At 48.7% G+C, this 25,434-nt stretch carries 17 protein-coding genes; 11 read left to right on the top strand and 6 right to left on the bottom strand.

Annotation, left to right across the window (positions count from 1 at the left end; translation table 11 throughout):
• Positions 1–16: 16 nt before the first annotated feature.
• Positions 17–1,828, bottom strand: coding sequence for a M3 family oligoendopeptidase (locus SGI97_10160; protein MDZ4724251.1), 1,812 nt, complete (start codon positions 1,826–1,828; stop codon positions 17–19).
• A 129-nt stretch (positions 1,829–1,957) separates the two neighbouring features.
• On the opposite strand from SGI97_10160, the gene SGI97_10155 reads away from it, so the two are divergent.
• Together SGI97_10155 and gyrA are read left to right on the top strand one after the other, a co-directional pair.
• Positions 1,958–2,257: a Smr/MutS family protein gene (locus SGI97_10155; protein ID MDZ4724250.1), complete on the top strand. Its 300-nt coding sequence runs from the start codon at positions 1,958–1,960 to the stop codon at positions 2,255–2,257.
• Between the two features lie 432 nt (positions 2,258–2,689).
• Positions 2,690–5,119, top strand: coding sequence for a DNA gyrase subunit A (gyrA, locus tag SGI97_10150; protein MDZ4724249.1), 2,430 nt, complete (start codon positions 2,690–2,692; stop codon positions 5,117–5,119).
• Positions 5,120–5,525: 406 nt separating this feature from the next.
• Here gyrA and SGI97_10145 read toward each other — a convergent pair whose 3' ends face one another.
• Both SGI97_10145 and SGI97_10140 read right to left on the bottom strand, forming a co-directional pair.
• Positions 5,526–5,792, bottom strand: a complete 267-nt coding sequence (locus SGI97_10145; GenBank protein MDZ4724248.1) for a GIY-YIG nuclease family protein — start codon at positions 5,790–5,792, stop codon at positions 5,526–5,528.
• A 158-nt stretch (positions 5,793–5,950) separates the two neighbouring features.
• The gene (locus SGI97_10140; GenBank protein MDZ4724247.1) at positions 5,951–8,281 is read right to left on the bottom strand and encodes a carboxypeptidase regulatory-like domain-containing protein; all 2,331 of its coding nucleotides are present in this window, start codon (positions 8,279–8,281) and stop codon (positions 5,951–5,953) included.
• Positions 8,282–8,609: 328 nt separating this feature from the next.
• Here SGI97_10140 and SGI97_10135 point away from each other — a divergent pair, with 328 nt between their 5' ends.
• The 3 genes from SGI97_10135 (at position 8,610) to SGI97_10125 (ending at position 11,512) form a co-directional block, all read left to right on the top strand.
• Entirely contained in the window at positions 8,610–9,527 is a 918-nt protein-coding gene (locus SGI97_10135) for a cobalamin-binding protein (protein ID MDZ4724246.1), read from the top strand.
• Positions 9,528–9,636: 109 nt separating this feature from the next.
• Positions 9,637–10,587, top strand: coding sequence for a DMT family transporter (locus tag SGI97_10130; GenBank protein ID MDZ4724245.1), 951 nt, complete (start codon positions 9,637–9,639; stop codon positions 10,585–10,587).
• Positions 10,565–11,512, top strand: coding sequence for a hypothetical protein (locus tag SGI97_10125; GenBank protein ID MDZ4724244.1), 948 nt, complete (start codon positions 10,565–10,567; stop codon positions 11,510–11,512). Before SGI97_10130 ends, SGI97_10125 begins: the two co-directional genes overlap by 23 nt.
• Positions 11,513–11,580: 68 nt before the next feature.
• Here SGI97_10125 and raiA read toward each other — a convergent pair whose 3' ends face one another.
• From raiA to lptB, 3 genes are all read right to left on the bottom strand, one after another.
• A complete protein-coding gene (gene raiA / locus SGI97_10120) occupies positions 11,581–11,940 on the bottom strand; it encodes a ribosome-associated translation inhibitor RaiA (GenBank protein ID MDZ4724243.1) in 360 nt (119 codons plus the stop codon).
• A gap of 300 nt (positions 11,941–12,240) precedes the next feature.
• Positions 12,241–13,653 (bottom strand): RNA polymerase factor sigma-54, encoded by a 1,413-nt coding sequence (rpoN, locus tag SGI97_10115; GenBank protein MDZ4724242.1) that lies wholly within the window; start codon positions 13,651–13,653, stop codon positions 12,241–12,243.
• 117 nt (positions 13,654–13,770) lie between these two features.
• Entirely contained in the window at positions 13,771–14,532 is a 762-nt protein-coding gene (lptB, locus tag SGI97_10110; protein MDZ4724241.1) for an LPS export ABC transporter ATP-binding protein, read from the bottom strand.
• A 222-nt stretch (positions 14,533–14,754) separates the two neighbouring features.
• On the opposite strand from lptB, the gene SGI97_10105 reads away from it, so the two are divergent.
• The 6 genes from SGI97_10105 to SGI97_10080 all read left to right on the top strand — a co-directional run bounded on the left by SGI97_10105 (position 14,755) and on the right by SGI97_10080 (position 24,904).
• Entirely contained in the window at positions 14,755–16,950 is a 2,196-nt protein-coding gene (locus SGI97_10105; GenBank protein ID MDZ4724240.1) for a hypothetical protein, read from the top strand.
• Positions 16,951–17,076: 126 nt separating this feature from the next.
• Positions 17,077–18,096: an SDR family NAD(P)-dependent oxidoreductase gene (locus SGI97_10100; GenBank protein MDZ4724239.1), complete on the top strand. Its 1,020-nt coding sequence runs from the start codon at positions 17,077–17,079 to the stop codon at positions 18,094–18,096.
• A 24-nt stretch (positions 18,097–18,120) separates the two neighbouring features.
• Positions 18,121–18,828: a nucleotidyltransferase family protein gene (locus SGI97_10095; protein MDZ4724238.1), complete on the top strand. Its 708-nt coding sequence runs from the start codon at positions 18,121–18,123 to the stop codon at positions 18,826–18,828.
• Positions 18,829–19,086: 258 nt separating this feature from the next.
• Positions 19,087–21,687 (top strand): DUF5916 domain-containing protein, encoded by a 2,601-nt coding sequence (locus SGI97_10090; protein ID MDZ4724237.1) that lies wholly within the window; start codon positions 19,087–19,089, stop codon positions 21,685–21,687.
• A 235-nt stretch (positions 21,688–21,922) separates the two neighbouring features.
• Positions 21,923–23,899, top strand: coding sequence for an aconitate hydratase (locus SGI97_10085; protein MDZ4724236.1), 1,977 nt, complete (start codon positions 21,923–21,925; stop codon positions 23,897–23,899).
• Between the two features lie 351 nt (positions 23,900–24,250).
• Entirely contained in the window at positions 24,251–24,904 is a 654-nt protein-coding gene (locus SGI97_10080; GenBank protein ID MDZ4724235.1) for a response regulator transcription factor, read from the top strand.
• Positions 24,905–25,434: the final 530 nt, after the last annotated feature.

Here is a 25,434-nt window from a genome sequence, read left to right as displayed (position 1 = left end):
CCGTCGCGCTCCGAGCCTACTCACTCGCCAGTTCAACAAATTGCGGAATATCAGCCAGTGAGCGGTTGACGGCATCGGTCCAAAACGAGTCAGATGTCAAATCAACCCCAAGGTGTTTCTGGGCAACCTCCTCAGTCGTCATACTGCCTGTATCTGCAAGAAGGGCTTGATATTTTTCGGCAAACGTCCGCCCGCCCTTCTTCGCCCGGTCATAGACTCCGCCGGCAAACAAAAAGCCGAACGTATACGGGAAATTGTAGAAAGGCACATCGCTGATATAAAAATGAAGTTTGGAACACCAGAAATACGGATGATAACCGCTCGGATCCAATAAATCGCCGTAGGCTTTCTTCTGCGCCGCAATCATAAGCTCACAGAGTCGGTCGCGGCCAACAATCCCCGCTGAACGCTCTTCATAGAATGACCGCTCAAAAAGATAGCGCGACTGCAGGTTGCAAAAGAAAACATAGGCCTGCTGAATTTTCTGATCCAGAAGCATGAGTTTTTCGTCTTTGTTTTCCGACGCTTCAAGCGCGGCATCGGTTACTAGCATTTCCGAGAAAATGGATGCTGTTTCCGCAAGTGTCATCGGATACTGTGTCGCAAAATACTGGTGGTTGTTCAGGACATAACTGTGATAGGCATGACCAAGCTCATGCGCCAAAGTCAGCAGGTTTTCGTAGTTGCCGGCATAGGTCATAAAGATGCGGCTCTCTTTACGCGGCCCGAGTCCTGTGCAGTACCCTCCGCCCGCTTTATTGGGGCGATCTTCGGCTTCAATCCACCGCCGCTCTATCGCCGTACGGCAATAGTCCGAGAAATGAGGCGAAAATCCGCCCACATTGTTAATGATAAACTTGCTGGCATCGTCATACGAATAGGACTTATTCGCCGCGCCACATGGAGCAAACTCATCCCACCAACTGAATTTGTCTATTTTCAGAAGCTTCTTCTTGGCCTCGATATATGGCTTGAGCCGTGCCGACTCGCGGCTTATCACGCGCCACATGGCATCGAGTGACTTCTCTTCCAATCGCGCCAGTGTGAGCGGCTCGTAGACGACAGATTTCCATTTGCGAGACTTATACATTGACAGCCGAAATCCGGCCAGTGAATTGAGAGTCATGGCCGCAAGGTCGGCCCGCGATTCCCAAGCCTCGGTTGTCTTGTCAAAAGCCTGTTTGCGGATATCTCGTTTCGGATCCGACATTTTCGAGGCTAATTGGCCGATCGACAAAGTGGAAACTGAATCGTCCTCGACAAACTCGGCTTTCAGTTCTCCGGCCATTTTGTCATAGAGTCTATTCCAGGCATGATAGCCATTCACAGACAGTTCAAGCACCAATGATTCTTGTTCAAGCGGTAGTTTTTGTTTGGCCAAATGTCTGACTTCATCGAGAAAAAATTTGACCGATTTCAGTTTTTCAGACGACACAAATTTCTCCCAGTCGGCGTCGTTTTGCGCAAGCGCAAACTGCTCGAACCCGCTTTTGAGCTTCAGGACATCTGAGACATAAGTATCTGATTCACTGTGCTGGGCCTGGGCTTCGTTGTCTGTAACATTTTCCGAGACGAGACAGTGGGAGAATGAGACAATAAGCTCTGTGTTCTCATACAAAGACTGCAATGAGAGAACAAACTCAGTCCAGGCCACGCTATTGGCAGGATCGAGTGTTTTCGGGAGCGAAGCAAGAGAAGTTGCGGCTCGCATCAGTTCATTTTTGACATCTCCCCTAAATTGCTTAAATTCGGTGGATGCGCTACCACCCTGAAAAATTGAATCGAGGTCCCATTTTGGGGCCGCCGGAGTCTGTGTTGCGGTTGTCATTATCTATGGCTCCTTTTGTATATTGCCCGATTATCAAGTCTGTTATGATAATAATAAGCTGGCCGACAATCAAGAGTCTAATGACACCGCGGGCATCGTGAATGTTTTAGGAGAAGCAGAGGTGTACATATGACTAATAAGACGCCAGATAAAGGGAATGGCGAGGCCTATGAACTACCGATAGACGGTACGCTCGACTTGCACCAATTCTCACCAAAAGAGACCAAAGAAGTGGTATTGGCTTACATCAATGTCTGCCTTGAGAAGAGAATATTTGCACTGAGGATAGTTCACGGCAAAGGAATCGGTGTCCAGCGCGAAATTGTGAAGAGCGTCTTAGAGTCCCATCCTGCGGTGATACGCTTTTGGCATGAATCCGGCACAGGCGGCGGCTGGGGCGCGACGGTGGTGGATTTACGAAAAGAGTAAACGAAAGAGTAAAGGAGAAATTTGAGGAGAGCCTCTCAGTTGTAGGCCAGTCCGCCCGGTCACAGCGGGCAGACCCTGGCAATCTCATGCTCAGTCTTCCTATTGTCATTCCAGTCCCCCACGCCTGCCCGCTGTGGCGGGGCGGAGAATCCATCTTCATCTTCGTGCAGGTCGTCCTCAATTGGCGGATTCGAAAATTTCTGGCCTGCACAAACATTGCCGTGGCTGGTGTACGTCCCCGTGCACCAGCACATTCTGGAAAGCTGTTCCGTCCCACGCCGGCCATTACTCCCAAAATGTCCCTCTAACCCCGATATTTTCCATCTACTTAGAAATATTATTTCCCCTCGACTTTAGCTTGTTTTTACGCACAAAAGACTCTATTTTCTGCTATTAATTATCTGGTAAATAAGCAAGAAGGAAGCCCCATACATGGCTATTGAACGGCAAAAAATAGAGACTATATTTCTCGAAGAGGAAATGAAATCCTCTTACCTTGACTACTCCATGTCGGTCATCACCAACCGAGCGCTCCCGGATATTCGCGATGGCCTAAAACCATCCAACAGGCGCATTCTGGTTGCCATGCACGACCTCAACCTCCAACCCGGACGGCCGCACCGTAAATGCGCCAAGATCGCCGGAGACACATCGGGTAACTATCACCCCCACGGCGAGCAGGTTGTCTACCCAACCCTTGTACGTATGGCGCAGGATTTTAACATGCGCTATCCGCTTATTGACGGGCAGGGCAACTTCGGATCTATCGACGGCGACGATGCCGCCGCAATGCGGTACACTGAAGCCCGTCTCACACCCATCGCAGTTGAAATGCTTGCTGATATCGACAAAGAGACTGTCGATTTTATGGCCAATTACGACGGCACGCTTCAGGAGCCAAGAGTACTTCCCGCCAAATTCCCTGACCTACTCTGCAATGGAACCACTGGTATCGCGGTCGGAATGGCGACATCAATTCCGCCTCATAATCTGAGCGAAATTACAAAAGCGATCATAAAAGTTATCGATGAGCCAGAAACATCCAATGCCGACCTCATTAAGCTTGTCCCCGGACCGGATTTTCCCACCGGCGGTATTATCAATGGCCGCGAAGGGATAAAGTCCGCTTATGAAACCGGCCGCGGACATATTCCGGTCAGAGCCAAAGTTGTCGTTGAGCATATGCGAAACGGCAAAGAGGCTATTATCGTCAACGAACTCCCCTACCAGGTCAACAAGGCCAATCTCATCGAGAAAATCGCCGACCTTGTGCGCGATAAAAGAATCGAAGGCATCTCCGATCTTCGCGATGAATCCGACCGCGATGGAATGCGTATGGTTATCGAACTCAAACGCGATGCCCAGGCCGATATTATCCTGAACCAGCTCTACACCCACACGACAATGCAGATTACCTTCTCGGTTATTATGCTCGGGCTCGATCACGGTGTGCCCAAAATGCTCACCTTGAGACAGCTTATCGATGCCTTTATAAATCACCGCCATGAAGTCATCGTCCGTCGGACAAAATTTGATCTCCGCAAGGCCGAAGAGCGCGCCCATATTCTCGAAGGCTATCGTATCGCGCTGGATAATATCGATGCCGTGATCGCCCTCATCCGCGCCTCAAAAGATACCCCGGCCGCGCGTGGCGGACTCATGAAGCAGTTCAAACTCTCCGAGATTCAGGCCAATGCCATTCTCGACATGCGCCTCCAGCGCCTGACCGGGCTCGAACGGCAAAAAATTGAAGATGAATATCTTGAAGTCATCCAGAAGATCAGCGAATACAAAGCGATTCTTGATTCCAAAGAACTTCGCATGAAAATTGTCAAAGACGAAACACGCGATATCGAAAAACGATTTGGCGATGCCCGCCGAACCGAAATTCAGGACGCCGCCGAGGAACTCTCCATCGAAGACCTTATCGCCGAAGAGGAGATGGTCATCACCATTTCGCATTTGGGTTATGTCAAACGCCTCTCGGTTACCATGTACCGCCAGCAACAGCGTGGCGGCAAAGGCGTGATCGGAATCGAAACCAAAGAAGAGGATTTCGCCGAGCACCTCTTTGTGGCCAGCACCCATGACTACATTCTGTTTTTCTCAAATAGAGGGCGTTGTTACTGGGTCAAAGTACATGAGATTCCCACCGGCGGAAAATTGGCTAAAGGGAAACCGATCATCAATCTCTGCCAGATGGACAAAGCAGAATATATGACCGCCTTCTGCAAAGTGCGCGAATTCTCCGCTGAGAAATTTATCGTCCTTGCGACCAAGAGCGGCACAATCAAAAAGACTGCCCTTGATGCCTTCTCCAATCCACGCAAAGCTGGTGTCAACGCCATCGACATCGCTGATAAGGCCGATGAGCTTATCGAAGCCTCAATCTCTGATGGAACCTACGAAATTGTGCTTGCCACTCGCAAAGGAATGGCCATTCGATTCTCTGAATCCAAAGTCCGCCCAATGGGACGCACCGCGTACGGCGTCAAAGGAATCGAACTCAAAGATGAAGACTACGTCATCGGTATGGTGGTAGTCAAACGCGACTCGACTCTGCTTGTGGTCACCGAGAACGGCTACGGCAAACGGACTTCGATCGAAGATTACCGCATCACCAATCGAGGCGGTAAGGGGATTATCAATGTCAAAACCTCCGACCGCAACGGCGAGGTAGTGGCGATAAAGGAAGTGCTTGATTCGGACGAATTAATACTTATCACCAAACAGGGGATAGCCAACCGCCAGCCGGTCTCATCGATAAATGTGATTGGCCGCAACACACAAGGTGTGCGCCTGATCACGCTTGGTAAAGGCGACTTGGTGACCGATGTGGCGAGAGTCGTGAAGGAAGAGTAGAGGGGAGCAATCAAGCAGACATCCCCACCGCGTCATTGCGAGTTCCGCTTTCCTAAGCGGGACGTGGCAATCTCAGTTGATCTTCCAGCAGGTCTTGCACACATCGAAGATGTGGGTGCTAAGGCTTCCGAAGTCCGCCTCAGGTGGATGACCTGACGGCCACACTGTGCGCGACCGGGACGTCCCGCACGAAGATGAAAACTGGATTATCATGGCTGGTGTACGTCCCGCCACGCCTGCTGTGGCGGGGTGGACTTGAAAGCCCCGTGCACCAGCTTACCCTCCGGCACGTCGTCGTGAGTCCGCCGCGGCGGATTAGACACGACGCGGCAATCTCAGTTTCACTTTCTTTAGTTATTTCGAAAATCCATCGCTTTGTCATTCCCGCGAAAGCGGGAAACCAGTATTATATTATTTCATCGAACAGATCCCTCCAATGAGGATTGTTCTCCTCTATGAGTCTTAATTTCCACTTTCTGTTCCATTTTTTAATCTGTTTTTCTCGATTTAATGCCGAGGTGACATCGTCTGTCTGCTCAAAGTAGACCAACGTATGGATGCCATGCCTCTTTGTGAAGCCATCTACAAAATTACTTCTGTGTTCAGTTACTCGCTTAAGCAAATTGTTGGTCATACCGACGTAGAGGGTGCCATTCCGACGGCTGGCAAGAATATAGATAAAGTACGTTAAAGCTGGCTGCCTTTGGTTTCAAGGAAAAGAAACCCTGGTTTCCCGCTTTTGCGGGAATGACATTGCGAATGAGACGATGCAACGAGTGACTTCCAAGACGCCCGCCAAAGGCTCACGGCAATCTCAGTCCCCCCCCATCATCACAACCGCCACTTAACCCCTATCATCGGGACGATCCCGGCATCGTAGACGACCCCCGAGGCCGAGCTTATCATCGAGTTGGCGCGGTTAGTGATATTTGAGACCGACATGAAAAGTGTCCCGCCTCCAAATTCATATTCGCCCGACAGATTCAAAAAGGCATGGGTAGCAAAGCGCGAAGAGTTCTCATATTGCGATAGCGCCGAAAAATAATCTGGATTATAATTCGCTAATTCATCCGAATAGGCATAGCGCACTGGGGTATACGAATAACCGGAGCGAATCTGAAGCTCGCTTCCTACGGTAAATTTGCGGCTCAATTTATAATTTAATTCGGTCATAAACCGGTGCGGGGCGTTTTGCTCATGCGATATCGTCGCATACAGGTCTGATTTCTCGGCATGGCTGTAGGCGTACGAGCCATAGAGCGAGACTTTGGGCGAGAGAAATTTGTCGCGCTCATAGGCAACCGAACCGCCATAGAAAGTCGCTTTGCCAACCGACTGCATTTTCAAGAACGAGCTGTTAGGCGAGCCATCGGTATTGAATCCATTCTCAAAATCCGGCGAGATGACTGGTAAGTCAGAGAAGGCTTTATGAAAGAAGCCTATTTTGAGCGAACTTGATGCAAAACCTATCGAAGCCTGTTGTGAATAGGACGGACTCAATTCAGAGAGAAAAGCACGCACAATCGGCTGATACGGCTCAAGAATATTCCCGGCCGGGTTCTCCGCAAATGTCCCGAAACTTGCCTCGACACTCTTGTTCTCTCCCACAGGCAGATGAACCGAAGCCCGAAATACCGGCGCGTTCTTTTCCCTCAAAGCCGAGAAATGCTCAAGGCGAATTCCAGTCTCAATATGAGCATTAAAGCTCTCTCCGAGATAGCGTTTGACAGAAACATAGAGGGCATTGTTGAATTCCGTGTCGACAAAATCACTAGTATTATACAGGTGATTCAGAGCGTGCTGGTAGATGTAGGGGTTGTCACTATTTGCAAACGGCGGTAGGAAATTCCAGTTCTGCTGGGAAAGGGACATTGTGCGCTTAGAAACATATTCGAACTGATTTCCGACCGTGAAGCAATACCTGTTATTGTCAGAAACGACTTCAAGGTTGCCAAGATAGCGGCGCTGGGAATCCTTGAGATCGAGTCTGACACCCGAAGTGACAGCTTGGTTATCGAGCGCGGCAAAGTAATTCTTTTCTGACTGGCGGATGGCAAACGATCCGCGGATGAGGTATGTACTGACCAGAGCGCGATATCGAAGCCCGGCATAGTAGTCCTGCGAATTTTGCGATGTATTTGTCGCCGGCGCGCCGATAATGGCATCGCCAGTGTTGTACCGTAAATAATCTTTGCTGAAAAACTGATCCAGCACAAGGTTGGAATTTGGCGATAATTTTAGCCCCGCGGTGAGGAATACATCTTTGAAATTTGTTGGCGGGATGGTTCTTCGTTCCGAATCGATGTCTAATTGTCTGATTAGCTCATCGAGCACCGAATGACGCGCCGCGCCCACCACAAAGGCCTTCTGTGTGCCGATCGATGCCGTGCCTGTTGCTTCGACCGTGCTGAGGTTAAGAGTCGTCTTGCGGTGTGACACGAACGGAGCCATGCTCTCTATTGCGACAGTCGACGGCTGGTTGTGGGAGATATTGCTCCCTGTAGTCGAAAGATTGACATTCTGAACAACCGTGCTCGGAATCAGACTGAACATACCGTAATGATCGGGGTCGGCTCCAATCGATGTCCCGTTGAGCAGATAGTGCGGATTGGTGCCATTGACTCGAATCTGCGATGAGTGCATGGATCCATTGCGAATAACATCTGGGGATTTTATAGCCGCCGTTAGATTGGTGGGCATAAGCGAATGCCGGGCGCGGATTGCGATTAAATCTGACCCAAAGGATTGTTCTGATACTTGTTTGTTCTTATCAGGATAGACATTTATCTGGCCAATTTCGACAACTTCGGTTTTAAGGGCATAATTCATTTTTATAAGTTCGCCCAGACTGCTGCTGTTTTTGTCAACTGAAACCGGGCACGACAACGCCGCAAAGCCAACGGCACTGCATCTGAGAGAAAGGGTTCTTGACATATTAGACGAAAAGAGAATCCTGTACCGGCCATCGACATCGGCATTGGTCCCGCCAACAATAGAATCGCCTCTAAACAGAACTACTGTCGCGCCGATAATTGGCTGGGCGTCTGAATCGGTAATGACACCGCTAATGATGTAGTTAGATTCGGGAGCCGAATTCTCAGCATACGTGGCCGACAATCCGACAAAAAAAAGCAGTTGAAAAAAAGTAAGCGCTAATTTCATTGTTTATCTCCGTATCTGTCATGCTCAAACGGCATGCCGAAGAACGAAAGGCCGCGGACATTCGAAATGTTGAACTGAGACAACCGTTTAGAGAGACAATCTTCGATTTGTGCTCACGCTCTCGAATAATGACTATGCAAAAGCAGAGGCATGAATACGAAAGGGAACGTCAGTCAGACACGAAGCGAATATAGGCGGTTGCCCATACGTGCAATGATTCGTATATTCTACACACCGGAACAGCCGATAGTAGTAGTTCAGGCCGATTAAAAGGCAGGATGCCCATTAAAAAAGTGGATTGATAGTGGATGGATACAGGTAATAAATCATGAAAGTTATATCACTCATTGCCAGTAGTACTGAAATTGTCTGCGCCCTTGGTTTCGAAAGCCACCTCGTCGGACGGTCGCACGAGTGCGATTATCCCGAGTCGGTGAGTAAACTTCCAATATGTACCGAGCCGAAATTTCAACTCGACGGCACAAGCTACCAGATCGACGAACGCGTCAAAGCTATTCTTCAAGAAGGACTTTCGGTCTACCGGGTCGATGCTGGCAAACTTCAGGAACTCAAACCGGATATTATCATCACCCAAGCCCATTGCGACGTCTGTGCGGTGAGTCTGGCCGATGTCGAGGCCGCAGTCTCGCAGATTGTCGGGACATTTCCAAAGGTCGTCTCGCTTGAACCAAACAGCCTTGAGGATATCTTTGCCGATATCCGTAAAGTAGCTCTTGCCCTTGATTGCAAAACCACCGGTGAGATGCTGGTTGGCGGGATGGAAGGGAAGATGAAGAATATAAGCGTCAAAACCCAAAGCATAACCCGTCGTCCGGCTGTCGCCTGCATCGAATGGATTGAGCCGCTGATGGCGGCTGGAAACTGGATGCCCACCCTTGTTGAGATGGCTGGCGGGGAAAATCTATTCGGCGAGGCTGGCAAACATTCGCCGGTTATGACCTGGGAGCAACTCTATCAGAGAAACCCAGAGATACTATTTATTTCGCCATGCGGATTTGATATTGCCCGGACACTCCAAGAGATGCCCAAGATGACATCGCTTATGGGCTGGTCAGATGTCAACGCGGTTAAAAACGGACGGGTATACATTGGAGACGGCAATCAGTATTTTAATCGCCCCGGCCCGAGGGTAGCCGAATCACTTGAGATTCTCGCTGAGTGCTTTTTCCCTGACGGGTTTTATTTTGGCTTTGAGGGCAAAGGCTGGATCAAGTTCACAGGATAGGGCGGCTCTTACAATTTTGTACATGCTTTTCATACAGAATTAGATTCGCTTCCTGATTTTACCCTAATTCCAACTTGTTTTAAAACATCCATCGCGTACTTTCCGACCCATGCTCTACATCGGGGAATTAGCCGCGCTTGCCACAGCCTTTTGCTGGTCGTTCACTGCAATCTTTTTTACCGAAGCCGGGCGGTTGATTGGCTCATTTCGGGTCAACAATATCTGCCTGGCCATCGCTGTTGCTCTTTATGCTTTGATACTTTTGATAACGGCCGGATTTCCTCTTCCGCAAAATATCAATGTCTCCCAGATGAGTTGGCTTGGCATTTCCGGAATAATCGGTTTTGTTATTGGCGACAGCGCGGGTCTAAAAGCAATGGTGATTCTTGGTCCGCGCACCAAAACCTTAATCTTTTCAACCAGCCCCGTCATAGCGACAATAATTGCCTGGCTATTTCTCGATGAAAGGCTTACGGCCATTGAACTATTCGGAATTGGGGTAACGCTGACTGGTGTTCTCTGGGTCATATTGGAGAAGAAAGAGAGGATAATTACCCACTTCGCATTGGCCGATAACCACCCCGATTCCGGCACAACATTAAAGGGGATTCTTCTGGCGCTGGTAGCGGCAGCATGTCAGGCGACGGGAATGGTTTTGTCCAAACAGGGGATGTTGTATTCAGGCGGGATAGTTGAACCTCTGCCGGCCTCAATGGTTCGTCTAATTTTCGCCACGGCGGTCATTTGGCTCTTCGCCGTTTTCAAAGGGGAAGCAGCAGCGACTCTGCAAAGTCTCAAAAACCCTAAAGCGATGTTACACACAGTCGGCGGAGTCATATTCGGTCCCTTTCTCGGAGTCTGGATGTCGCTGGTTGCGCTCAAACATATTTCTGCCGGAATTGCCGCTACCCTGAGCGCGATGACCCCGATTCTCATCATACCAGTGGTAATATTTTATTACAAAGAGAAGGTTAGTCCTCGGGAGATTATCGGAGCAGTTGTTGCGGTTTTGGGTGTCGCGCTGTTATTTACCGGCGATGCGCTATTTAGACTATTCTAAACTTCCCCAATTTCTCGCAACTTATTTTCCAGACAGAGAAGCGCGTCTTGTCGGTCAGGCACTAAGGCGCGATTCTGGCTACTATGATATTATCCGGTTTTTTGGGACGAATGCGATCAAGCCTGATTCCATTGAAATAAAATTTAGAAATGAACTGTTCACCTTCGGTGATTCGCGCATAAAACAGTTCTCTTATGAAGTCGAAAGAAAAATGATCGACGAGGGACGGCTCTACGATGGCCCAAAAGTAGCAAAACTTCATGCTGTAGAGAAAGTAAACGATAACTATACCTTCACAGTCCAGCCAGCTCGTTACGGTGACCAAGCTGGCAGTTGTCTGGCTCTCGATTTGACGCATCAACTTTTCGGCGCTGATATGACTTTGCGAGAATACTATAAGCGCAAATATCAATCGAACGATGTTCTATTAAATCCGTTGGCAATCTGTTTCGGCGTTTGCGGTCTCCTGCTCTTAAAAGAAAACGGGGTCGATTATCTTACCACTGTGGTACGGTCACAAACTCTGTCATCTCTTGGAGGGTCAATTGGACCTTCGGTGGCTGGATCGGTTGAGTTTTCCCCCAAGCATACTGATATTTTGCAGATGCTGGCATCATCACTGGGGCAGGAAGTTCGCGAGGAGATGAATGTGCAGGACAATGAATTTTCCGTTACTCCGCTTGCCTACGCCAGAGAGATATTTCGAGGGGAAAGACCTCAGATATTTGCATTGATACGCTGTAGCGTAACCAGAGATGAACTGCGTGGGCGTCTTGAGAGCATACATCCCTCTCAACGCGAATTCACACAATTTGATTTCATTGAACTTAAGAACAATCGGCTCTCTGAAGCACAATTTCACACACTCAACCATGAAGCACAGATGAATAGGTTGTTATTGGAAGAATATCTGGCTGGAGAATAAAAAAACCGTGAACGATAATTTTCATCATTCACGGCCATCAATTCGATATGCTTTATGCGCAAGTTGTTCTAAACATCAACCTCATCTGCGTCTGTTTGCGGGCGGGTAAGCATCTCTGAAGTTCGGTTGACTTTGAGCGGCTCCTTCATTTTTAGCTTGGCTTTGTGCTTTTTGAGTTGGGTTTTGACCTTATCGACCGCGGCAAGCATCGATTTATGCATGTCATCAGTATCAGCGGTCCCGGCAATAACATCTTTTGCGACCGTGACGTGGAGTTCGGCAAGATTCCGGTGTTTTTCAACATCAAAAACAAATTCGGCTGAAATAATTGTGTCAAAGAAACGTTTGAGACCTTCAAGCTCGTGTTCGGCTTTGGCGCGTATTTCAGGAGTCAAATCAAATCGCTTCGCGCTGATTTTTGTCTTCATTTCTGAAATGTCCTCTAACTGGTTTGTGCAAAGACGAATAAAATGTGTTCGCTGCACTCGTGTTAAATAAAAATTTCGGACAGGCAAAATGTTCAGTTATATGCCAATCCTCGTTCTACTATTTATACGTAAATGGTCATGCAGACCAAACAGCCAAACACTGCTGGTAAATCTTGCAATCGACCATTTGAGCCGTCACAATGATGCATAGTAAGTAATTGCGGCGGGGAAAGAAGGTCAACAACAACCGAAAATTAAATTTGTGGAGAAATAATGGGAAGCGGACAAATCGCCTTATCCCTACACGGTAGCCGGTGTCTGGCCGACTCGTTTTCTAAAGCGGGCAGGTTTTATTTTGAGCTCTTCGCGATATTTCGTAACTGTCCGTCTGGCGAGCTTTATCCCTTCGTCTCCCAAGCATTTGAAGATTTCCTGGTCAGAAAGGGGCTCTTCGGGATTCTCAGCGCGGATAATCTCCTCAATACGCTGTTTGACTGACCGCTTTGACATATCTTCGCCTTCTTCCATGGCGATGCCGGAATTGAAGAAATATTTTATTTCATAAACACCGAGCGGTGTTTGGACATATTTCCCACTCGATACCCGGCTTATAGTTGCAACATTCATTTCGACTTTTTGGGCGATGTCTTCCATAATGAGCGGTCTCAAAAATGCCGGGCCCTTTTCAAAAAACTCTTTCTGCTCCTCCACAATTGCTTCCATCACGCGGATCATGGTTGAGCGTCGCTGGTTGATGGCATTGAGCAGCCACCGCGCCTGCTCGAGCTTCTGTCGGACATAATTCTTTGTGTCTTCGTTGGTTACATTGCCGCGTTTGATAAGGTTTTTATACCCGGCGTTTATTCGTAACCGGGGGACATTCTTGTCATTATGAAAGACCATGAAATCATCGCCGAAGCGGTCGACAATAAGGTCGGGTACAATCGGCATTGCCGGGCTGTCGAAACGGCCATAGGCCGGGGTAGGTGACAGAGCTTTTATGACTTCCATCGCCTTCTGGACTTTTTCCACAGGCACCCCGATTAATTTGGCGACCTGCAGAATAGATTTACGCTCTAAATCATGGATATGTTCGCTAACAATTCGATATGCCAGGCTGCCGTCCTGTCCACGCTCCCTTAACTGGGTGAGCAATGATTCGCGTAAATCACGCGAGCCGACTCCGGTCGGATCGAACTTTTGGATCATTTTCAAGATAGGCTCAATGACCGACTCAGGAATTAACAACTCAGCCGCCATCTCGGCAAGATTGATTGTCAGATAACCGTCAGGGCTGATATTGCCAATGACATATTCGCCGATGAGATGTTCTTCTTCGGACAATTTCAAAAAGGAAAGCTGGTCGTGCAAGTGGACAAAGAGGGATTCGGCTTTGGTCGCCGAGCTTTCGAACCGGTCTTCCTCCTGTTCATGGGATTCTTTGACTTTATAGCCGTCATCATCCTGGAAAAGATAGTCATCCCAATCAACCGCCTCTTTTTTCTCCTCTTGGGGAGTTTCCGCTGCAATTTCATCGGCGGGCGATTCCTGAACCTCATCCAGTTCTTCGATCTCTTCCAGAAGGGGGTTTGTCGAAAGCTCCATCCGCAATGTTTGCTCAAGTTTAAGCAGCGGCATCTGCAGCATTTTCAGGGACTGAATAAGCTGAGGGGCAAGACTCTGTTTTAATCGAAGTTGAAGACCTAATTTCATAATCGTTTCCGTTGGTAGCTTGGGATTTCTTTGTATCCCTTATATCGGGTTTCGTTACCATCGGGTTTATGGTATAATTGTAGTTCGTTCATTTATTCAACATTACCTGATAAATCGTTAATGAAGCCGGAATTTTTCGCCCAGATATATCTTGCGGGCTTCAGGATCCTGCGCAAGATATTCCGATGTCCCGGCTTTGAGAATCTTTCCATCAAACATTATATACGCCCGGTTACAGATGGAGAGAGTCTCACGAACGTTGTGATCGGTTATAAGGACCCCAAGGCCATTACTTACCAATCTTTGAATTATTTTTTGAATGTCTTCGACCGCAATCGGGTCGATTCCGGCGAATGGTTCATCAAGCAGGATAAATTTGGGCTCCATAACCAAGGCGCGGGTTATTTCGACTCTTCGCCGTTCACCTCCTGAAAGCGTGTAGGCTTTGCTTTTTCGCAAATGGGCAATATCGAGTTCATTGAGCAATTCCTCGAGCCGCTGTTTTCGGGCTTTCCGTCCCAAATTCCGGAATTGGAGGATAGCCATAATGTTATCTTCGACTGAAAGTTTGCGAAAAACCGATGCTTCCTGCGCCAAATAGCCTATCCCAAGGCCAGCGCGACGGTACATCGGCCAGCGGCCGATATTGCTTTTTCCAAGAAATACCTGGCCCTCATCGGGACGAATGAATCCAATTATCATATAGAAAGTAGTTGTTTTGCCGGCTCCGTTTGGACCAAGCAGACCGACCACTTCGCCGGGATTGACTTGGATGGAAACCCCATTGACTACCGCCCGGCGCCGGAAATATTTTACCAGATTGTGGGATTCCAGGACGGTGGTCGAACGGCCGGGTTCAGAGGGCTTCAAATCTGTCATTTTGTCATGCATTTTCAACTTATCCGATAGTTACGTTGTCATTAAAAATATACTGATTTTTACCCTTTTTATCAATTATATTTATCGATATTTCGCACATTTTTTGCTATGTTTGTCGGGATTATTACTGGCAAACGGTTGAATGGCTGTTGTCAGGATAGGGACATGAATTTGAATGCAAAGTAAACGAATCTGCGATTTTAGAAAACTCAAAGGAATCCGATGAAATATCTGTTTTGTACGATACTCATACTGTCATTAATAGCTGGATGCGCGAAATCTCCTGAAGAACAGGTCAAAGACGAGTATGAGTCAGGGCTTAAGCAACTGGCGAACCATGAATATGACCAAGCCGATACGACCTTTAGCCGGCTTTTGGTGGATCATCCCACCTCGTACTTCGGGCTTTTGGGGCGCGGACAGGTTTTAGAGCAAAAACTTCTTTATTATGACGCGCTCGAAGCCTATATGACCATTCGAGAAGGGGAGCCTACCTTTGGCGCTGTGTATCCTCAACTTGCGCGACTTTACATGAAATTGGGTGATTTCGATCAAAGCTGGCGTGTACTGTCTGATTATATAGCCATGAAGCCTGAAGACGATCTAACCGAAGCCCGATTGGATTTGGCTCTTGCGCTCGCTTCTGCGAATCGGCTCAGAGCGGCGCATGGCGCCGTGAAGCTTGCGACCCAACATGGAACACCTTCGGGTGTTGCGGATTTAGTCGATGCTCGGCTTTACTTCCTGGAAAATCAAATCGATTCGGCGGATGCCGCGTCCTCACGGGCCCTTGGCTCAGGAGAGACCTCGGCTGACTACTACGAACAGGCCGCAAATTATCTTGAGGTACGCGATTTGACGGACTCATCGATTGCCATGAGCAATCTTGCTGTGGAAAAGGATAGACAAAACGACGAGAGATTACTGGCACACTTCCAGCGCTGTCTTCGCGCTCGATATTTTTATGACGCGCGGCAAGTTCTGGAGTATGTGGAAAAGGAAGACGACAGCACTATTGTTCTCGACGGCCTTTCCATGTTCTACCACTGGGCAACCCAGGATGCGCACCAGGCAAATGTCGCAAATGCCAATTTTGCCGATAGGGCCCCGATGAGTCTTACGGCCGTCTTTTACGATATGGAAAGCCGGTGGATGATGTCGGATGTGGTCAGCGCGACTGGCGGCGTTGACGCTTTGAATTTTCATATGTCGCGGCGGGCGAGTCCGCAAGTTTTTGTGGATTATCTCCGGGGAAGACTGGTTTTAACCTACTCGAAGATTTTTGAGCCGGACACTGATGTGCAATCAGTGAGGAACTCCCAAGGTTGGAGAACTGACCAGCTCGAATATAAAAGTCTCGAAGCCTATTTTCTGGGAATTAGCGGACAGAAGGAACTGTTCGATGAGACAATAGGCATCTTCAATCGGTATCATGGTAAGGAATCTGACTGGGTCGCGGCCATTGGCTCAATTTATTCGAGCCCCCGGCTCTTTTTTCCCGATACGGCAAAGGTGTACTTTCGGCGCGCCCTTGCTCTCAATGGCAACAATCGGGGAGCCTTCGAGGGGATTCTTGCAGTCTTTCTTAACTCAGGCAACTCGGATAGCGCGCTTGCGCTTTTTAATGAATTTCCAGCGTTTGCAGAACTCTATCCGTCTCTTGCTCTGAGCAAATCGCTACTTCTTATTATTACCGAACAGATCGAAGACGGCATGGCGCTATTCAGAGAGAATATCTCTAAAGTATCTGGAAAGACTGAGACATTTGTCAGCATTGCCGCCGAATGTGATCGTCTCGGCAAAGGCGAATCGGCATTGGAGGTAATGGAGCGTCTTGTGTCGCTCAATCCTGAAAATCCGGATGCACTCGCCGAAGCGGCGCGAATAGCGTTTGGCCATGAGGATTTTACCAAAACCAAAGAGTTTGCCGAAAAGGCTCTTTCTATCGAAAAAGACCACCAACTCGCGGGTGCGGTGAAGGCCAGAGTGTTATATGCCACAGGGGACAAGGCCGCCGCGGTCGTGCTCTTTGATGAACTACTGCTTCGTTCTGATGGAGACGCCCAGACGAATTTCTACTACTCCCAGGCGCTGGCCTCGGACAAAGCCGATTTAGTCAAAGCCGGGAATTTGGCACGACAGGCAAGTTTCTACAGCCGTGGGTCGTTTGAAAGCGTGATTAATCTGTGCGAGATCTACGCGCTCGATAATCGCTTCGATCTCGTACGCGGAGAAGCGAACAATGCCGTCAGCCGTTTTCCTGACCGCGCCGAGCCGTATTATTATCTGGGACTGGCACTGATTAAAGACACAGTGGAAGGGGCTGAAACCGTTTTACAGCGGTCATTGCTTCTTGGGCTGCAGGGAGAGCATAAAACACTTGCCGAAGAAATGATAAAAAACAGCAACAAGCCGTAAATGGCCGCGTGTAACGTCTAAAGGAACTCATAGCTTCTAAATCTCGGGCCGGCGCTTCATTTCTGTTTTTGCGCCGGCCTTTTTATTGAACGGGCATTTATAGCAATCAGCCACTATATTACCCATGTGACTTCATCGAAGACTCCAAACTCTCTTTCTGGCAAACGTGTCTCGGTATCGGGAGCCGATGGTTTTATCGGCTCTCATCTTGTCGAACGGTTGGTGGAAAACGGCGCTCATGTTCGGGCCATGGTTTTCTACAACTCGTTTGGCCGACGCGGCTGGCTGGACGATTGTCCTGATGCGACACTGAAAAAAATAGAAATCGTCGCCGGAGATATTCGGGATGCAAGACAGATGCGTGACTTTGTCTCTGGCACTGAATATCTTTTTCACCTCGCGTCCCTTATTGCCATACCCTACTCATATCAGGCTGTCGAGTCGTATGTCGAGACGAACATTCGGGGAACAATGAATCTGCTTGAGGCGTCACGGGAACACAAGATCACACGATTCGTTCACACCTCGACCTCTGAAGTCTACGGAAGCGCGCAGACGACTCCGATGAATGAGGAGCACCCACTCTCGGCCCAATCTCCCTATGCGGCAACAAAAATTGCCGCAGACCAGCTTGCCTTGTCGTATTATCGCTCGTACGATTTATCGCTTACCGTTTTGAGGCCATTCAATACATACGGCCCGCGTCAGTCATCACGGGCTGTTATCCCGACAATAATTTCGCAAATTGCCGCGGGCAAAACCGAGATATCGTTGGGCGCATTGCATCCTATGAGGGATTTTTTATTTATTGATGACACAATTGACGCTTTCATTCAATGTGCGACGGCGACAGATACCGGCGGTGAAGTTATACATATTGGCAGCGGCAAAGTGATTTCAATCGGACAACTGGCGGCTCTCATCTCCCGTCTAATGAACCGGACTGTCAAAGTCACGGAAGCAAGCGAAAGGTTACGGCCAAAACAAAGCGAGGTCGATAGATTGCTGTGCGACCATGCCAAGGCATCGCGTTTACTTAATTGGCATCCGTGCATTGGTCTTGAGTCCGGATTGCTTAAAACTATTGCATGGTTTTCAAATCCTGAAAATCTTAAATTGTACGCACCCGATCGATATGGCATATAAAACTTCTATTAAAAGTACGGCTAAATGGAAGCAGTGATACTGGCCGGTGGAAAAGGGACTCGGCTCTATCCCCATACATCGGACATTCCCAAACCGCTTTTGCCTATCGGTGACCAGCCGATTATTGAGATTGTCCTTTTACAATTAAAGCGGGCAGGTGTGAACAAAGTTCATATCGCCGTGAACCACCTCGCTCACCTTATAATGGACGTCATCGGTGACGGGACCCGTTTTGGACTTGCGGTGTCATACGTAATCGAAGAATCTCCGCTTTCGACCGTTGGCCCATTGGCGAACATTCAAGGGCTGCCTGAAGATTTTATTGTCATCAACGGCGATATCCTGACCGACCTCGATATTGCATTACTGTTTGCAGACCATCTTAGTTCCGGAGCAGAGGTGACAGTTGCGACACATCAACGAACGGAAAAAATTGACTATGGCGTGCTCGAGACCGACGCCAATGGCCGGGTTGTAAGGTTTTCTGAGAAGCCGGACTACACAGCCCAAGTCTCGATGGGTGTGTATATTTTTTCACACACAATCCTCGACCGCATCCCGGCAGGAAAACCATACGGATTCGATACCCTGATGACCGATATGCTCTTGGACGGGGGGAAAATTTGCGCATATTCATACACTGGTTATTGGCTGGATGTTGGCCGGCCGGATGACTACCAAAAGGCTCACCAGGATATTGGTCTGATTGCATCCTGGTTTAGCAAGCCGTAACCATGACTCCACACAACAAAAGAGTCCTTCCCCGAAAAATATTCGGTCTTTCAGAACCACTTTTTCATGATCTTTTCTTGGCTCAAAAAAAGTTGAACAAACTGCGCAACATTTACGTATCTGTCTCTGACTGCCGGAGAGAGTGTATCAAACATCGGTTTTCATTCGTCATATGTTCACGAATGGTGATTGATACGTTGAATGACTTTCTGTTTGTCAGAGGACGCCGTCATAAACATCGTGAATGGAGGAGCTTGAATGACACCAGTGCGTTATCTTAAACCGAAAGAGGTCTTTACCTCACTTCTTTTCATTTTCCTTTTTACGGTTTCGTCAGGAGCCCAAACTTCTTTAGTCGAAACTCAATCTGAACGCCCAAGGAAAGAACTTCGCGCAACCAAAGTAACGGGGACGTCGCCGAGTGTCGATGGCCGGCTCGATGACGGGATTTGGAAGACGGCCGTTTTCATATCCGACTTTTTGCAGAAAGATCCGGTCGAAGGCGGCCAGCCGGTCGAAAAAACCGAAGTGGCAATTGTGTTCGACGATGCCGCCATTTATATCGGAGCGCGGATGCACTCGGTTCATCCCGAAAATCTACGCATGTTTCTTGATCGGCGCGATAACCAAGGCCCAACCGAGCAGTTTATCGTCTCAATAGATTCATATCTCGACCGCCGGACGTGCTATGGTTTCGGTGTGAATACTTCCGGGGTGCGATTTGACCGCTATACTGAGAGCGATAACGAGTTTGACCGTGACTTTTCATACAACCCCGTTTGGGAAGCCAAAACCTCGCGTGATTCTTCAGCGTGGTACGCGGAAATACGAATTCCGTTCTCTCAACTTAGGTTCAATAATATAGATAAGCAGACATGGGGAATAAATTTCAACCGCTGGGTGCCGGAGAGAAACGAAGATGTATTCTGGGTCTTCACGCCACGCAATGAGAGTGGCTGGACTTCCCGTTTTGGCAATTTGGTCGGTATCGAAGGCGTCCAGCCATCCCGCCGACTTGAGTTGACTCCTTATGCCGCAAGCGAAGGGAGCAAGATCGACGGTGACTTTGGCAGTGATCCTTTCAATGATGGTTCCAAAATAACAGGTCGTGTCGGCGGAGATCTCAAAATGGGACTTGGTCCGAATTTGACTCTCGATGCAACCTTTAATCCTGATTTCGGGCAAGTCGAAGCCGATCCAGCCGATGTGAATCTGAGCGCCTTCGAAACTTTTTTCGATGAACGTCGTCCTTTTTTCTCCGAAGGAAATTCTGTTTTCAATGGCGGCGGATTCTTCTATTCGCGAAGGATTGGAGCATCTCCGCGAGCTTCACTGCGAGGCTTTGAAATGCCTGACTATGCCGACCAGCCCCGGAACTCGACAATTCTTGGCGCGGCAAAGGTCTCAGGAGTGCTTAAATCTGGTACCTCAATCGGTTTCCTGACCGCCGTCACAGACAATGAGTTCGCTAAGTTGTATGATAGTTCAAGTAAGATTACATCGCGCACCAAAATCGAACCTCGTACATTCTATGGAGTTTTCGGGCTTATTCAACCGTTCGGAAAAGAGCAGTCTACATTCAGCGCAAAATTGACCGGTGTGTCGCGCGACCTTTCCGGCGATGGCCGTCTTGATACGTTACTGCGAAAACAAGCGATTGCCGGGGCTGTGAGTACTCATTTACGCTTTAATGGCGGCAAGTATAATATCTTTACCGAAGCCGGTTTTAGCGATGTGAGAGGAAGTACTTCGGCTATCACATCGGCTCAGTTATCTCCTCAGCGGTACTTCCAACGGCCCGATGCCGATTATGTTGAAATTGATCCAAACAGAAATGCGCTCAGTGGATACAAAGGCGTTTTCAATTTCTGGAAGCCCTCTGGCAAACACTGGCTCTATGATGTATTTATCGCGGCAGAGTCGCCGGGACTTGAACTCAATGATGCCGGTCAGCTCGGCGGAGCCGATGATATTGATCTTTTCTGGCGTCTCATCTACCGTGAGACTGTCGTGGGGAACATCTTCAGATATTACGATATTCGGCTCGCGTCCGATGCCAATTGGAATTTCGGAGGCGACAGGCAATGGAGCGAAATTCGAATCGTAAGTGATGTCACATGGAAAAATTTCTGGACAAGCTGGGCCCGCATCGCCCGTCAATTGCCGGGACAAGACGATACCCGCACGCGTGGCGGCCCTTCGATGCAAAATGAAGCCGGTTGGTCATTCAATGCTGGCTTTCAAAATAATTTCGCGTCATCGACATCATTTTGGCTCGATGCCCGCTACGGTATCGATGAGCTCGATGGATGGCTCTACACCACAACAGGACATATTTCGGGACGACTTGGCACCAAGTGGAGGCTCGCCTTTGAACCATCATATACCCGCGAGGATCAACCGCGCCAATTCGTCGAGGCTCTGTCCGGGGGAGGAGCTGGGACGTTTGGAACGACATATGTTTTTTCGCGTCTTGACCGAAGCAGATTGAGACTTCGCGTTCGGATGAATTATTTCTTCAGTCCAGATCTGAGCCTTGAAGCCTATGCCGAGCCGTACGCCGATGGCGCAAAATTCTATGACCTTGGAGAGCTTCTGCAATCCCGCGGACATAATTTGCTTCATTACAACGATGGGGCAAATTTTGGATTTAAATATCGTTCGTTCCGAAGCAACATGGTCCTTCGATGGGAATTCAGCCCGGGAAGTACACTCTTTCTCGTTTGGCAGCGTAATCTCGAAGAAGAAACACAGGAAGTCACCCGTCATGTCCGCCCGGGCTCGGCCTTCGATGCTTTTGGCGCTGACGGTGAGGATTTTGTGGCGCTGAAACTGGCATACTGGATACCTATTTCGTGATGCGAACATAGCGATTTTTCAATTCGAAGACTCAGCAGTATTTTTCGGCTGAGCGAACAAATAAAGTGTTCGCTCAGTCTTTCTTTTGATTACCCGAACATCTCCGGCCCCTTTGCGTATAAATAACGATGAGATATTTACCCACAGAATATGAGCCGAGTGCGCTCTCGAACGCACGAGCAAGAATATTTCTCTCTACGCTCCTTGGAAAGTTCGAGAAATGGATGGATGTATGATAGCGATGAATATGACCCAGAAACTTATCGCGAGCCACCTTCTTTCAGGAAATATGAAAATTGGCGAAGAAATAGGTTTGAAGATAGATCAAACGCTCACTCAGGACGCGACCGGTACGATAGTTATGCTTGAACTTGAAGCTCTTGGCATCGACGAAGTCCGCACCGAAGTCTCTGTTCAATATGTGGATCACAATCTGTTGCAGAGCGATTTTCGGAATGCCGACGACCACATTTTTCTTCGCTCTGCCTGTCGGAAGTTTGGCATTTGGTACAGCAGGCCAGGAAATGGGGTCAGCCATCCGGTTCACATGGAACGTTTCGGCATCCCCGGCAAAACACTGCTTGGAGCGGACAGTCACACCTGCGCCGCAGGTTCTTTGGGCATGCTGGCGATTGGAGCGGGGGGACTCGAAGTTGCGCTGGCTATAGCGGGAGAGCCTTTCTATTTAACTATGCCGCAAACTGTCGGGGTTAAACTGACTGGTAAATTGCCGCAATGGGTTAGCGCGAAAGATGTTATCCTCGAATTGCTTAGACGCAAAGGGGTTGATTGGGGTCTAAACAAGATAATCGAATACTACGGCGATGGGCTTTATTTCCTGTCTGCGATGGATCGCCATGTTATCGCAAATATGGGCGCGGAACTTGGCGCAACGACAAGTGTATTTCCATCCGACAATGCTGTGCATCACTTCCTCAAAAATCAGGAGCGCGGCGGTGAATTCGTAGAAATGTCAGCAGATTCTGGGGCTGAATACGACGAATATGAAGAGATCGACTTAGACAAGCTTGAACCACTTATCGCTCTGCCGAGCAATCCCGATAATGTGGTGCCGGTGCGGGAAGTCGCGGGGCGCGAGATTTATCAGTCCATGATTGGCTCATCGGCTAACCCGGGACTGAGGGATTTTGCCGTCGCGGCACTCATAGTCGAAGGACACCAAGTTCACGAGCGAGTATCTTTCGACATAAATCCGACCTCGCGTCAGATTCTCGAAAGCCTGACAGAAACAGGTTTGCTCAAAAAGCTTATTCGTGCCGGAGCGCGAATTCATCAGGCTGGATGCAATGGCTGTATCGGTATGGGACAGGCGCCCTCCCCCGGACGTATTAGTCTCCGCACAGTTCCGCGAAATTTCCCGGGGCGGTCAGGTACCGATAATGATCTTGTGTATCTTTGTTCGCCTGAGACCGCTGCGGCTTCGGCTTTGACCGGTGTCATTACCGATCCTCGAACGCTGGATATGGCGTACCCTCAACTGACAGACATTGAGGAGGTTATCATCAATGACGACATGCTCTTACGACCGCTCTCAAAAGAGGAGCGCAAGACCGAACAGCTTGAAAAAGGGTCAAATATAAAACCACTGCCACCGTTTGAGCCGCTTCACGATATTGTCCAAGGGCCAGTGCTGCTAAAGCTCAACGACGATGTCTCCACCGATGAAATTATGCCGGCGGGAACCGCAATTCTTCCGTTTAGAAGCAATATACCTGAAATCAGCAAATTTCTCTTTTCACGAGTGGATGATACGTTTTATAAACGCGCCAGGGCCGCTCAAAAAGAGGATTCATTCTCGTTCATTGTGGCTGGTCGTAACTATGGCCAAGGCTCAAGCCGTGAGCATGCCGCTATCGTTCCCCGCTATCTGGGTGTGATTGCAGTGCTTGCTATCAGCTTTGCGCGAATTCATAAGCAGAATCTTGTGAACTTTGGCGTTTTGCCCCTCCAATTTCTTGATCCTATCGACTGGCGGCGGATAGATCGGGATGATTGTCTTGTGTTGCCGCATATACGAGAGGCGATTCATAAGGCAGACCATGTTGTGGTACTTAATAGAACCAAAAATGAGAGCTATATTGCTTCGCACTCACTGACCAACAGGCAGAGAGAGATGATTCTTCAGGGCGGACTGCTGAATATCGTCCGGAATTACAGCAATGTGCCCTCAGATCGTTCACATCACAGGTAATGTCACTTGGTTCGCTTCGTATCTCCAGACCGAAAGAGCAAAAGACCGTAATCCATGTTATGTCGGTAAATATATTCCTTGCATAGATTATTCCTTTGGTCTAACTAGTAGCAACTTGTGATCGGCGAGTCTTCGCTACAAAGTTGCATGTGTGTGATTTATCTTGGACTGTATATAACTTATCGTTTGAGAGAAGGAGTCAGATTAAAGGCCAATAACAACTCGGATGACAACGGAATGAAGCAAAATGCTATTGGTTGTCTCTGTGAAATAGAGTATTTATGACTGCAAATGTGGGAGTGAGAATCAGAGTCAACAGGAAGACTCGACGGAGAAAGCGGGAGGAGGGAAATGCCTTTTATACGTGCTTTGTTAGTAGAGGAAAATAGAATCCTTCGTGAAAGCCTTGCGATGCTATTTGTCAACCAGCCCGAGATGTCCTTTAATACGATGGGCGTGGGCGAGAGTCTGATATCAGAGATAAAAGATGTCAACCCTTCGGTCGTCTTGATGGATATTAGCTTACACCGTGAGCGATCCATCCAGCACATTTCGTCTATTAAGCAAAATTGTCCTGATGTAAAGATAATCGGGATGAATTTGTCCCCTCTCGAAACGGAACTGGTGAGATTTATTCAATCCGGCGTCAATGGATTTGTCCTCAAGGATGCCAGTTTCACTGAATTAGTCGAGGCAATCCGCGTTATCATCAATGGTTCAACATTTCTTCCCCCGGGTCTTGCCGGATCGTTTATAGATCAGGTTGCGACATACAATCCCCAGTCGACATCGGCAGGCACGATGACAGCCACCAAAATCAGCAAACGGGAGAAGGAAATCATCGGACTTATTGTCGCTGGTATGAGCAATAAGGAGATGGCCGACCGGCTGAATATTTCGGCGTTTACAGTGAAAAGCCACCTGCACCGTCTGATGGAAAAATTGGGTATACATTCGCGGCTTGAGCTTGCGGCCTACGCAAATAAACACAAGATCATAGATTAGGCGCGGATTCCCACAATCGCTTCTCGAATGTAAGTGAACTGCGATTCCCGCGCTGGCCCTCAGTGGCGGGGCGGGCAGTCACCGGCGGACGGTGTGATTTTTTATTCCTGTAGCCCACCCAACGGGTGGGTTTTTATATGCCCGTGTGAAGACGAATTGAGATTGCCGCGTCGTTCGGCTGCGCCTCACTCCTCGCCAATGTCATTCCAGCACAAGCTGGAATCCAGATTAATCTTCGTGCGGGACGCCCCCGACGGGGGTCGTTACCCCAGTCGCGTACCAAGTGACCGTCAGGTCACACCGCCCTAAGAAGGTCGGCAAGACCCGACGGAAAAGTGAAAAGTGACAGGGTGAATTCTGTACCACACTCTGCCGCGGCGAACTGACAGCACGTTTGTGTCCTTCGTGGGGGATGTCCTAGTCGCGCACCAGTGACCGTCAGGTCACACCTATTCCTTCGCATAGGCTCAGGAATAGCCAAGTTACTATGTTATCAAATAAATTGAGCCTGCCCGTTTCAAGGTGTAGTT

It is taken from the genome of Candidatus Zixiibacteriota bacterium (assembly GCA_034439475.1).
In the GTDB taxonomy this organism is placed as follows: domain Bacteria; phylum Zixibacteria; class MSB-5A5; order GN15; family FEB-12; genus JAWXAN01.
The sequence above is the reverse complement of the archived record's forward strand: the minus strand, read 5'-3'. Positions and strand labels throughout refer to the sequence as shown.